This is a genomic window from Martelella sp. UBA3392, assembly GCF_002358775.1.
In the GTDB taxonomy this organism is placed as follows: domain Bacteria; phylum Pseudomonadota; class Alphaproteobacteria; order Rhizobiales; family Rhizobiaceae; genus Martelella; species Martelella mediterranea.
Map to the genome: position 1 here is coordinate 1 of NZ_DEPM01000038.1, position 10,493 is coordinate 10,493.

At 63.4% G+C, this 10,493-nt stretch carries 10 protein-coding genes and 1 pseudogene; 3 read left to right on the top strand and 8 right to left on the bottom strand.

The features are described 5' to 3' along the window. Positions 1-162: 162 nt before the first annotated feature. The 8 genes from B4E36_RS03065 to B4E36_RS03100 form a co-directional block, all read right to left on the bottom strand. Positions 163-1,410, bottom strand: a complete 1,248-nt coding sequence (locus tag B4E36_RS03065) for a 3-phosphoshikimate 1-carboxyvinyltransferase (protein ID WP_292057376.1) — start codon at positions 1,408-1,410, stop codon at positions 163-165. A 43-nt stretch (positions 1,411-1,453) separates the two neighbouring features. After that, complete coding sequence (locus tag B4E36_RS03070) at positions 1,454-2,014, bottom strand: LemA family protein (RefSeq protein WP_292057374.1); 561 nt, start codon at positions 2,012-2,014, stop codon at positions 1,454-1,456. 50 nt (positions 2,015-2,064) lie between these two features. Continuing rightward, positions 2,065-3,015 carry a glycine--tRNA ligase subunit alpha gene (locus tag B4E36_RS03075; RefSeq protein WP_018062627.1) on the bottom strand — a complete coding sequence of 317 codons (951 nt, stop codon included), beginning with the start codon at positions 3,013-3,015 and terminating at the stop codon, positions 2,065-2,067. 104 nt (positions 3,016-3,119) lie between these two features. Then, entirely contained in the window at positions 3,120-4,607 is a 1,488-nt protein-coding gene (putP, locus tag B4E36_RS03080; protein WP_292057373.1) for a sodium/proline symporter PutP, read from the bottom strand. A gap of 383 nt (positions 4,608-4,990) precedes the next feature. Further along, positions 4,991-5,179 (bottom strand): hypothetical protein, encoded by a 189-nt coding sequence (locus tag B4E36_RS03085; protein ID WP_018062629.1) that lies wholly within the window; start codon positions 5,177-5,179, stop codon positions 4,991-4,993. Positions 5,180-5,197: 18 nt separating this feature from the next. Then, on the bottom strand, positions 5,198-6,064 hold the full coding sequence (locus tag B4E36_RS03090; protein ID WP_292057370.1) for a S49 family peptidase: 867 nt from the start codon (positions 6,062-6,064) through the stop codon (positions 5,198-5,200). Positions 6,065-6,151: 87 nt separating this feature from the next. Continuing rightward, the gene (locus B4E36_RS03095; protein ID WP_292057368.1) at positions 6,152-6,958 is read right to left on the bottom strand and encodes a tRNA1(Val) (adenine(37)-N6)-methyltransferase; all 807 of its coding nucleotides are present in this window, start codon (positions 6,956-6,958) and stop codon (positions 6,152-6,154) included. Continuing rightward, positions 6,955-7,185, bottom strand: coding sequence for a DUF2007 domain-containing protein (locus B4E36_RS03100; protein WP_018062632.1), 231 nt, complete (start codon positions 7,183-7,185; stop codon positions 6,955-6,957). The genes B4E36_RS03095 and B4E36_RS03100 overlap by 4 nt, the downstream gene beginning before the upstream one ends. A 102-nt stretch (positions 7,186-7,287) precedes the next feature. Here B4E36_RS03100 and B4E36_RS03105 point away from each other — a divergent pair, with 102 nt between their 5' ends. The 3 genes and pseudogenes from B4E36_RS03105 to B4E36_RS03115 all read left to right on the top strand — a co-directional run. Next, positions 7,288-8,304, top strand: a complete 1,017-nt coding sequence (locus B4E36_RS03105) for a polyprenyl synthetase family protein (RefSeq protein ID WP_414673715.1) — start codon at positions 7,288-7,290, stop codon at positions 8,302-8,304. Between the two features lie 53 nt (positions 8,305-8,357). Then, positions 8,358-10,145: a tetratricopeptide repeat protein gene (locus B4E36_RS03110; protein WP_292057363.1), complete on the top strand. Its 1,788-nt coding sequence runs from the start codon at positions 8,358-8,360 to the stop codon at positions 10,143-10,145. Then, positions 10,142-10,493 (top strand): annotated as a pseudogene (locus tag B4E36_RS03115) (4-(cytidine 5'-diphospho)-2-C-methyl-D-erythritol kinase); the annotation flags it as partial. The gene B4E36_RS03110 and the pseudogene B4E36_RS03115, both read left to right, overlap by 4 nt.

Below are 10,493 nucleotides of genomic sequence, written 5' to 3' on the forward strand. Positions count from 1 at the left end.
CGAGAAGACTTGGGGGCTCTGCGGCAAAACCACCCACCAATCTCCCCTCAAAAGGGCAGATTGGTGGGAGCGCTGCTATAAGGGAGGTCTGTATTCTCGAAACCCACCGCATGGCTACCTCGCGCAAGACTGACAGTGTCCGGTTCGCCATGGCTTATCTCCTCAGGTTTCGTATTTAACGCCCAGTGACGCCAGCGCGTCCCAGTAGCCGGGATAGGTCTTGCCGACGCAGAGCGGGTCCAAAATGGTGATGCCGGAAATCTTCAGACCGGCGAGCGCGAAGCTCATGGCAATCCGATGATCGGCGAAGGTGTCGATTGCCGCGGGCAGGTGCTGGCCGGCCAGCGCCGGGTCGGAGTGCACGATCAGGTCGTCGCCGTCTTCCTCGGCAAGACCTTCGCGAATGGCGTTGAGGCCGAGCGACAGCGCGCGGGTGCGGTCGCATTCCTTGACGCGCAGGTTCTCGATGCCGGTAAAGCGCACGGGCGTTTCGTTGAAGGCGGCGAGCACGGCGAGCGTCGGCACGGCGTCCTGCATCTGGCTGCCGTCGATTTCGCCCGGCATGTGCGGGAACGCGGCCATCACCGCGTAAGATTTCGCATCCGGCTGGGTGAAGCTTTCCGCGCGCGTTCCGATATCGATCTTCCCGCCGGTCAGCAACTCGGCGGCCCAGAGATAGGTGGCAGCAGAGGCGTCGGGCTCGATGTGGAAATCGGTGGCCTGATAGTGGCCCGGTTGCACTTCCCAGGTGGCGTCATCCACCTGTTCGGCCGTCGCGCCGAAGGCGGCCATGGCGTCGAGCGTCAGCCGGATATAGCCGCGCGCGCCGATCTCCGTGCCGGTCAGCGCGATGGTGACGGGCGCGGGGGCAAGGGGCGCTGCCATCAGCAGGGCGGAGACATACTGGCTGGAAAGCCCGGCATCGATCTCGATGCGGCCGGAGCCGAAGCGGCCATTGCCGCTGATCGTCACCGGCGGGCAGCCGGTCGGGGCCTCGGCCTTGATGCCGAGCCGTTGCAGGGCTTCGACCAGCGGGCCGATCGGGCGCTTGCGCATATGCTCGTCGCCATCGACGATGACAGTACCGTCGACGCTCGCCGCGGCCGCCGTCAGGAACCTGGTCGCCGTGCCCGCATTGCCGAGAAACAGCGGGCCGGAGGGCGCCTCGAGGTGGCCACTGCCTGTGACGACGAAGCTCGTCTCATCCGGTTCCTCGACCTTGACGCCCATCGCCCGGAGCGCATTCGCCATATGTTTGGTATCGGCGCTTTTCAGCGCGCCTGTCAGGCGGCTCTTGCCCTTGGCGAGGCCGGCGAGCAACAGCGCCCGGTTGGTGATCGATTTCGATCCGGGCGGGCTGACATGGCCCGAAAGCGCGCGGCCGGGCGGAATGATGGTGAGCTTGTCCATGCGAGGGCACTTTCATCAGGCCGCCTGTTGCGGCGGCGAACGGTCAGAACGAGACGTTGGGCACGGCGCGGTCGCCGGGTTCCTCGATCTCGAAATAATCGCGCTTCTGGAACCCGAACTGTCCGGCGATAATATTGCTCGGGAAGCTTTCGACCTTGATGTTGAGGTCGCGGGCAGCGCCGTTGTAATAGCGTCGCGCCATCTGGATTTCGCTTTCGGTCTTTTCCAGCGAGGCCTGAAGATCGGCGAAATTCTGGTTGGCCTTCAGATCCGGATAGGCTTCCGAAAGCGCGAACAGCCGGCCGAGCGCCTGGGTCAATTCGCCTTCCGCCTGAGCCCTGCCCGCAACGTCATTGGTTGCGACGCTCTGGGCCTTGTTGCGCTTCTCGACCACTTCTTCCAGCGTGCCGCGCTCGTGGCTGGCATAGCCCTTCACGGTTTCCACCAGATTGGGGATCAGATCGGCACGGCGCTTCAACTGCACGTCGATGCCGGACCAGGCTTCCTCCGCCGTCTGGCGGGCGCGCACAAGGGCGTTGTAGAGCGAGACGACGAAGCCGATGAGGGCTCCGATGATGACGATGACAACGATCAGGGTGATCATGCTTATTCCTTCCCGCTCCGGTCTCTCCATCGCCGGTCGAATGGCTGCCTTCAGGCAGCCCGGGCTTCAAAGCCCCCGGCATCGGTCAGAAGATAGGCCTCGCCGCAGGCTTTGGCCAGTGTGCGCACGCGCAGGATATAGCTCTGCCGCTCGGTCACGGAAATCACGCCGCGGGCATCGAGCAGGTTGAAGATGTGCGAGGCCTTGATGCACTGGTCATAGGCCGGGAACACGCATTTATGCAGCATGCCAGATTCGCCGGGGTTGCCGGCTGCCAGCAGCGCCTTGCACTCGGCTTCCGCGTCGAGGAAATGCCGGTGCAGCATCTCGGTGTTGGCATATTCGAAATTATGGCGCGAATATTCCTGCTCGGTCTGCAGGAAGACGTCGCCATAGGTGACCTTCTCGTCGCCCTCGCGGCCGTTGAAGTTCAAGTCGTAGACGCTGTCGACGCCCTGCACATACATGGCGATGCGCTCGAGCCCGTAGGTCAGTTCGCCGGCGACCGGCGCGCATTCGATGCCGCAGACCTGCTGAAAATAGGTGAACTGCGAGACTTCCATGCCATCGCACCAGCATTCCCAGCCAAGGCCCCAGGAGCCCGTCGTCGGGTTTTCCCAGTCGTCCTCGACGAAGCGCACATCATGCAGCAGCGGATCGAGGCCGATCGCCTTCAGCGAGCCGAGATAGAGCTCCTGCAGGTCCGGCGGAGAGGGCTTCAGCAACACCTGGTACTGATAGTAATGCTGCAGCCGGTTCGGGTTCTCGCCATAGCGGCCATCGGCCGGTCGGCGCGAGGGCTGGACATAGGCGACGTTCCAGCGCTTCGGCCCGAGTGCCCTGAGCGTCGTCGAGGGATGCAGCGTGCCGGCGCCCACTTCCATGTCGTAGGGCTGCAGGATGGCGCAACCCTTGTCGGCCCAATAGGCCTGCAATGTCAGGATCAGCCCCTGAAAGGAGCGTGTCGGGTGCATGTGGGGCGGTATCGTCGCTTCGGACATGGCAGAAGGCTTCCGTCATTCTTGGATGAGCGGTGAGTGCCACTAAAGCAGAGAAGGGTCAAGGGTCGGGTGGCCGCGCTTAAGCCCGGCCACCCGGTTGATGCCTATTCCGCCGCGAGTGGACGGAACTCATCCTTGGTGGGCGTTGCCAGGCTGACCAGCCAGATCGCAAGCCAGGCGACGATGAAGCCCGGGATGATTTCATAGATGCCGGGACCGCCCATGAAGCTCTGGTCGAGACCAAGGGAAATCCAGAGGATGACGGTCGCAGCACCTGCCACAAGGCCAGCCACCGCGCCCGCGCCCGACATGCCACGCCATGTCAGCGACAGGATGATCAGCGGGCCGAAGGCCGCGCCGAAGCCGGCCCAGGCGTGGGAGACGAGGCCAAGCACTTCTGAATCTGGATTGTGGGCGATGAGGGCAGCGACGATCGCCACCGCCAACACGAACAACCGGCCGACATTGACGATTTCCCGTTCGCTGGCATGGCGACGCAGGAACAGCCGATAGAAATCCTCCGTCAGCGACGACGATGCCACCAGAAGCTGGCTCGAAATCGTGCTCATCACCGCCGCCAGCAGCGCGGCCAGCAGGAAGCCGGTGATCAGCGGAATGAAGAGCTGATTGGCGAGAATGATGAAGATCGTTTCCGGATCGGGTACGTTGATATCGTTGCCGACGGTATAGGAACGCCCGAAAATGCCGACGCCGACCGCGCCCGCGAGCGAGATGATCATCCACGCCATGCCGATATTGCGCGCCGCCGGAACATCCTTGACCGAACGCACGGCCATGAAGCGCACGATGATGTGCGGCTGGCCGAAATAACCGAGCCCCCAGGCGACAGCCGACAGGAAGCCGATCACGGTCAGTCCGTGGAACATCGACAGGAAGTTCGGATCGACGCTCATCATCCGCGCCTCGGAGACGCCGAAGCCGCCGGCCTTGATGAGGACCACGATCGGCATGATCACCAGCGCCAGCATCATGATGCAGCCCTGGATGAAGTCGGTGAGGCTGACCGCGAGAAAGCCGCCGACCATTGTGTAGATCAGCACGATGCCGAGGGTGAGATAGATGCCGGTCTGATAGGCGCTCATGCCGCCGATATGGATCAGATCGGGAAAGGCGGTGTCGAACAGCTTGCCGCCCGCCACCAGCCCCGAGGCGGTGTAGACCGAGAAGAAGATCACGATCACGATCGCCGAAATGCTTCTCAGCGAAAGCGCCTTGCTCGGAAAGCGCTTGGACAGGAATTCCGGGATGGTAAGGCTGTTGTCATAGCGCTCGGTCTGTTCGCGCAAGCGCGGCGCGACGATGACCCAGTTGAAGAACGCGCCGACGACGAGGCCGATGCCGATCCAGCTCTGGGTAAGTCCGGACACGAACAGCGCGCCCGGAAGCCCCATCAGCAGCCATCCGCTCATGTCGGAGGCGCCCGCCGAAAGGGCCGCAACGCCCGGCGAGAGCTGTCGGCCGCCGAGCAAATATTCTTCGGAATTCGATGTGGATTTGCGCCAGGCGTAAATTCCGATGCCGATCATCAACAGAAAATACGCCGTCAGGCTGATCGTGATACCAAGACTCATGGCCCTCTCCTTCGCTTGGTTTCCCCTAAAGGAAATCGCGAAAGCCGATGGCCGCCGCGTCTTCCCTGTGGCGAGGAGCAGGCCTTGAAACGGCGCACAGCCCTACTCCGGCTGAACGGCGTCGCGTCTTCGGCGCGAATCCCCGGTTACCGTTCAGAGCGAAACTGTAGCACCGGGAAGAAAGCCGGAGCAAGCGGGTTGCGAAACGTCAACTTTTCAACGGAGCAAACGGAGGGGAGAATGCGCGAAGGTGGAACGGCTCCCTAGCACATGAAGTGCGGGCACGTGATCATCCGAGGACGTCACAAAGGAGCTCGTTCCGATCGCCATTGAACGCTCAGAAACGCAAAAGATCAAGCCTGATTTCGTCGGCTGACGAGAGGTTAATCGGCGTTCTTGACCCGATATTCGCCGGTCACCGGGTCCTGCACCAGCGTGCCGGTAGCGCCGCTTTTCTGTTCGGCGCGTTTCTGCTCGCCACGGGCGGAAAGCGCCTCGGCGTCGCTGATGAATTTGCGGTAGAGCATGTAGCCGCCACCGGCGATGGCTGCCAGAAACATCAGTCGTCCCATTTCACGCTCCTCCGTCGTCTACAGACCGTAACGGCCCCATAATGCCCGCTCTTCGGCGGTCTCGGCAAGCCCCGATGCGAAGCCTGCGGCAATTTCCGCACCGTTGAACCCGCCGGCGACAACGCCCGGCAGCTTGCGCCCGAGGAAATTGGTCGGTCCGGTCACGAGTTTCAGTTCCACCTTGTCGCCATAGCGGCTTTTCAGCGTGGCGCGCATATCGCCGATACCATCGACCAGACCGCGCTCGACGCCGCCATTGCCGCTCCAGAACAGGCCGGAAAACAGATCCGGATCGTCGGCAAGCTTCGCGCCGCGCCTGTCCTTCACCATCTGGATGAAGACCTGATGTATTTCGTTCTGCAAGCCCTTCAGGAACTCGACGTCCTTTTCCTTCTCGGGCTGGAAGGGATCGAGCATCACCTTGTTCTCGCCGGAGGTGTAGACCCGGCGCTCGACGCCGATCTTGCCGATCATCTCGGTGAAGCCGAAACCGCCGGAGACGACGCCGATCGAGCCGACGATCGATGTCGGGTCCACGAAAATCTCGTCGCCCGCCAGCGCGATCATGTAGCCGCCGGATGCGGCGACATCCTCCACGAAGATCAGCACCTTCTTCTGCTTTTCCTCGGCAAGCGCCCGGATGCGCTGATAGATCAGCCGCGACTGCACCGGCGATCCGCCGGGCGAGTTGAGCGAGATCGCGACGCAGGGTGCCTGCTTCATCGAAAACGCCTTTTCAAGCGCCGGTGCGGCCGAGGCGAGTTTCAGATTGCGCCGTCCGGGCGAGCCGCTGGCCATGATCGTGCCGGCAAGCCGGACGACGGGGATGATCGTCTTGTCCTTGCGGAACCTCTTGGGAACAAGACCGGCGACCAGGTTTTTCATGGCGTCCTCTGCGCGTTTCAGTTCGATTGACCGCATGTATGCGCAATCCCGCCGAAGACAAGGCCGGACAGACGAATATCGCCGTGATCAGATGGTTTTGCCGGTTTGACGGCGCGGATAGCAGGCCCGGCCATTGTTGAGATCATCGACCTCGGGCAGGAAGGCGTGGCCGTCGATGCCATGCATGATGATTGGCGGGCGGAGCGAGAGCCGCGCGCGGGAGCCCTTGATGGCGCTCGCCAGGATGCGGAAGGCATCCTCGCCTGCGCGGGCATGCACCGGCGTGATCTCGATCCCGCCGAAGCGCCTGCCGCAGGCAGCGATGATGTCGGCGAGCGATTGCGGGCGGACGATGAGGGAGAGCTGGCCGCCGGGTTTCAGGATCGCGCCGGCGGTGCGGATCCAGGCCTCGAACAGCCCCTCCTCCATCGCATGGGCGACCTGCTTCAGCCGGTCCGGCGTCTTTCGGTCGCCGGCCGCGTTGAAGGGCGGGTTCATGATGACGTGGTCGAAGGCGTCGTCCGCAAGGCCCGCGGCATTGCGGCGCGCGCCGGTGAGCGTGACATCGGCCTCGAAGACTTTCATGCGGGCGCTTATCCCGTCGTTTTCCGCAAGCGCCAGCGAGCGGCGGGCAAATTCCGCCATCTCCGGCGAAAGCTCGAACAGCGAGACCTCTGCCTCGGGAATGCGGGCGGCAACGGCAAATCCCGCCGCCCCTGCCCCGGCCCCGAGATCGGCGACGCGCAGCCCCTGCGCGCCCCTTGCGGCCTTCGGTTCGACCATCGCGGCGAGCAGCATCGCATCCATGCCGGCGCGGTGCCCTCTTCCTTTGGGTTGCACGAGATGGAACCGCCCGCGATGGAACGCGTCGACGGTGGAAGCCTCGGCCGTCATTCCGGCTCCAGCTCCTTGCCGAGGCCGGCATCGATCAACAAGGCGCGGGCCTCCGCCTTCGCACTTTCTTCCACCATCAGCCGTCGCGGCAGAAGGCCGAGCGATCCCTCCATCACGCTCATCGAGCGATCCGCCACGAAATAGTGGATTCCGGCTTCTTTCATGAGGCTTTCGACAAGGCCCAGCACCACGGCGTCATTGGTCCTCAACAGATTGACAAGGGCCATTCTTCACTCCCGAAATTCGCGTGAAAGGAGCACATTGCCCCTTGTCGCTGCTTATGCCGCTCCTTATTGTCGGCATGAATGCATGAAAAGGAGCGAGCTCACTTGGGTTCCGTCGCACCACTGGTTAAAGAGAACAAAACATCCGGCTCGGTCAAGCCCATCGTGGATCTGACCCGTTCCGACATGGAGCGCGTCAACGCGCTGATCCTGTCTAAGGCGGGCTCCGATGTCGAAATGATTCCGGAAGTCGCCAATCACCTGATTTCCTCCGGCGGCAAACGGTTGCGGCCGATGCTGACGCTCGCGACCGCCGCTCTGTTCGGCTATCGCGGCGAGCATCATATCCGGCTGGCGACCAGCGTCGAATTCATGCACACCGCAACGTTGCTGCACGACGATGTCGTGGACGAGAGCGATCTGAGGCGCGGCAAGTCCAGCGCCCGGATGATCTGGGGCAACCAGGCAAGCGTCCTGGTCGGCGATTTCCTGCTCGGCCAGGCCTTCCGGATGATGGTGGAAACCGGCTCCATGGAGGCCCTCTCGGTGCTCTCCGATGCCGCCGCCGTGATCGCCGAGGGCGAAGTGTTGCAGCTTTCCGTTTCCAAGAAGATGGAAACCACCGAGGACGATTATATCGCCGTCATCCGCGGCAAGACGGCCGAGCTGTTCGCCGCCGCCGCCGAAGTCGGGCCGATCATCGCCGGCGCGTCCGCTGCCGACCGCAAGGCCTTGCGGGATTACGGCATGGCGCTCGGCATCGCCTTCCAGCTCGTCGATGATGTGCTGGATTATGGTGGCGACAGCGCCGATCTCGGCAAGAATGTCGGCGACGATTTCCGCGAAGGCAAGGTGACGCTGCCGATCATTCTCGCCTATCAGCGCGGCAATGACGACGAAAAAGCGTTCTGGCGCAATGCCATCGAAGGCGGCGAGAACGATGATGCCGCCCTCGAAAAAGCCCGATTCCTCCTCGAAAAACACGCAGCGCTCGCCGATTCCGTTGATCGTGCCCTATCTTATGGCGAGGCGGCGCGCGCGGCACTGTCCGGTCTGCCGCGTTCCGACGGCCGTCACGCCCTTGAGGAAGTGATCGACTTCTGCATCGCGCGGATCAACTGATCGACCGGCGCCGCCCGGACTGCCAATGCCGGACCGTCAATGAAAGGGAGCGGATGACCAGCCTGAAGAAACGTCGCCTGAGAACCATGCTTTTTGCCGCCGCGCTGGCCTTGCCGATGACGGCGGGCGCCAAGGACGCGACGGTGAACGACCCGGCCTATGATGCCCAGGGCGCGTTGAGCTTTGCAGGCGCGCTGCTGGCCGGCCAGACCGCGGCCGTGGACAATGACCTGGAACGGGCGATCGCCTATTTCCGGCGGGCGCTGCAGCACGAACCTTATGACAGCGGCACCAACAATCAGCTGTTCGTCACCCTGATCTTCAACGGCGATCTGAAGGCCGCCGAGGCGCAGGCGGACAGGACATCCGACGAACCGCAACTCGTGCCCGTGCGCGAGCTGGCGCTCGGGCTCGCGGCCCTACAGGACGGACGCTACGCGGAAGCGATTCCCCGTTTCGAAGCCTATGGCGGCGCGCCGCTCAACGACCTGGTTTCCGGCCTGCTTCAAGCTTGGGCGCTTTACGGCGAGGGCAAGACCGACGAAGCGCTGAAGACGGTCGACGCGCTTTCCGGCCCCCCCTGGTACGATCTCTTCACCAATTACAATGCCGGCGCGATCGCGGCCGCCTCCGGCGATACCGCCAAGGCGCGCAGCTATTTCAACGACGCCCTGCTCGACCGCCAGGGCTCGGCGACCTCGCCCGACACGATGCTGAAGACCGTGATCGCGCTTTCGGCGATCGAGGCCAAGGCCGGCAACACCCGCAAGGCGCTCGATACGGTCTCGACCGCGGAGACCTACGGCCTCAATCCGGCCGTGCTCAATCCGGTGCGTGAACGCATCGAGGCCGGCGAGCCGATCCAGTCGCTGCCGGAAACCGCTGCGGAGGGCGCCAGCGGCGCCCTGTTCGAAGTGGCGGCGGCGCTCAATCAGGGCGGCAGCGATGATATTGTTACGCTCTATCTGGCGCTTGCCGAAGCGCTGACGCCGGAAGATACCGACGTGCTTTATCTTCGCGGCGTGGTTGCCGCCGCCAATGACGAGCCGGAGCGCGCGCTCGGCTATTTCTCGCGCATTCCCGAGGATGCACCGCAATATCGTCTCGCCGAACTGCAGCAGGGACTTGCGCTTGCCGGGCTCGATCGCTTTGACGAGGCGCGCGACCACCTGACCGCGCTGATCGAAGAGGCGCCGGATGACCGCCGCGCCTATCTGGCGCTGTCGGGCGTCTATTCGGAGCAAAAGGATTTCCAGGCGATGGCCGATCTGCTGGACCAGGCGGTGGCGCGCATCGGTCCGGTTGCGTCGGCAGAGGACTGGGGCATTTTCTATCGCCGGGGCATTGCCTATGAGCGGCTGAAGCAATGGGACAAGGCCGAGCCCGATTTCAAACGGGCGCTCGAGCTTTACCCCAATCAGCCGCAGGTGCTGAACTATCTCGGCTATTCCTGGATCGATCAGGGCATCAATCTCGAGGAAGGTCTCGACCTGATCCAGCAGGCCGTCGATCAGCGCCCCGATGATGGCTATATCGTCGACTCGCTCGGCTGGGCCTATTTCCGGCTCGGGCGCTATGACGACGCGGTGCGCGAGCTTGAGCGCGCGGTGGTGCTCGACACCGGCGACCCGACGATCAACGCCCACCTCGGCGATGCCTATTGGCAGGTGGGACGCAAGCTTGAGGCGATCTACCAGTGGAAGAAGGCGCTTTCCGACGATCCGCCGGAGGACTTGGTGCCGGAGCTAAACGACAAGATCGCCAACGGGCTGACGCTTGAAGACGACAAGACGCCGCTTGCCAAGGCTGAGGGAGACGGAGACGCCGTCAAGACGCCGTGACCACGGCTGACGGCGCGGCCTTGACGGTCGACGCCCGTGCCAAGATCAACCTTGCGCTTCATGTCACCGGCAGGCGCGGCGATGGCTATCACCTGCTCGACACGCTGGTGACGTTCGCCACATTCGGCGACCGGCTGACATTCGCGGAAGCCGATGCCGACCGGTTCACGCTTTCCGGCCGGTTTGCCGACGCCGTGCCGCGCGGGGATGAACCGGACCGCGGCAATCTGGTGCTGAAGGCCCGCAACCTGCTGCGGGAGTATGCCGAGGCGGAAGGGTTTTCGGCGACGCCTGTGCATATCCACCTGGAAAAGCAATTGCCGCCCGCATCCGGCATCGGCGGCGGCT

Coding starts and splice junctions, on each gene's coding strand:
- B4E36_RS03085 (WP_018062629.1), bottom strand. CDS start 5,179: ATGGGACGACTGATGTTTCTGGCAGCCATCGCCGGTGGCGGCTACATG.
- B4E36_RS03090 (WP_292057370.1), bottom strand. CDS start 6,064: ATGAAAAACCTGGTCGCCGGTCTTGTTCCCAAGAGGTTCCGCAAGGAC.
- putP (WP_292057373.1), bottom strand. CDS start 4,607: ATGAGTCTTGGTATCACGATCAGCCTGACGGCGTATTTTCTGTTGATG.
- B4E36_RS03095 (WP_292057368.1), bottom strand. CDS start 6,958: ATGACGGCCGAGGCTTCCACCGTCGACGCGTTCCATCGCGGGCGGTTC.
- B4E36_RS03075 (WP_018062627.1), bottom strand. CDS start 3,015: ATGTCCGAAGCGACGATACCGCCCCACATGCACCCGACACGCTCCTTT.
- B4E36_RS03110 (WP_292057363.1), top strand. CDS start 8,358: ATGACCAGCCTGAAGAAACGTCGCCTGAGAACCATGCTTTTTGCCGCC.
- B4E36_RS03100 (WP_018062632.1), bottom strand. CDS start 7,185: ATGGCCCTTGTCAATCTGTTGAGGACCAATGACGCCGTGGTGCTGGGC.
- B4E36_RS03065 (WP_292057376.1), bottom strand. CDS start 1,410: ATGGACAAGCTCACCATCATTCCGCCCGGCCGCGCGCTTTCGGGCCAT.
- B4E36_RS03070 (WP_292057374.1), bottom strand. CDS start 2,014: ATGATCACCCTGATCGTTGTCATCGTCATCATCGGAGCCCTCATCGGC.